This window comes from Fictibacillus sp. NRS-1165 (genome assembly GCF_050468105.1).
Classification (GTDB): domain Bacteria; phylum Bacillota; class Bacilli; order Bacillales; family Fictibacillaceae; genus Fictibacillus_C; species Fictibacillus_C terrinigri.
Window position 1 is genome coordinate 1 of record NZ_JBDPNU010000204.1, and the last position, 585, is coordinate 585.

The 585-nt window shown below is 38.5% G+C and carries 1 protein-coding gene and 1 pseudogene; both read right to left on the reverse strand.

Annotated elements, in window-relative coordinates; genetic code table 11:
- Positions 1–336 (reverse strand): hypothetical protein (locus ABHN01_RS25905; RefSeq protein WP_429877931.1); only part of this gene is annotated, 336 nt, incomplete at its 3' end.
- Positions 336–585 (reverse strand): annotated as a pseudogene (locus tag ABHN01_RS25910) (hypothetical protein); the annotation flags it as partial. The gene ABHN01_RS25905 and the pseudogene ABHN01_RS25910, both read right to left, overlap by 1 nt.

Consider the following 585-nt stretch of genomic DNA (forward strand, 5'->3'; position numbering starts at 1 on the left):
CAAATCATTTTTGCAATTCCCGACAATTGTCCCTTGTCTTCCCTGTACTTCGACACGCATCCCTCGTTTAGCAAATGGAATCCTTCTGTAGTTGCACATTTTCCGAAATGGCGCTTCTTGCCCGAAAAGCGTAGTAATATCTACTACTCCCAAATACTTGCAACTAATGAACCTTTCAAATTGTTCGAATGGCATATCTATAAAATGCTGCTTTTTAAATTGTTTATAATAGTGGTATTTGGCTTTCTCTTCACTTTCCTTAAAAACAATATGGTCACATCTCCACTGCGGAAAAACTGTTGAAATATGATACTTGTATGTAGGAGCAGCAGCCATTAGTTTCCCTCCTGTTCAGCAAAAGAAACTTTCGACCAATCCATTTCTATTTCTTCTTGATTAACCATCTCTAAAGGCATTTCTAGCAAGAAGCGCGCTGTTTTGTTGCAATTCGTGCATTTTACATGAATAGCTTTTTCTTCTGCGCTTACCATGATTCCGCCAATCCCGTTATCCTCCGTTGTAATAATTGGCAATACAGATGTAACTGGACCTTCATTTTCAAATTCCTTTTCAACCAAACTAGCC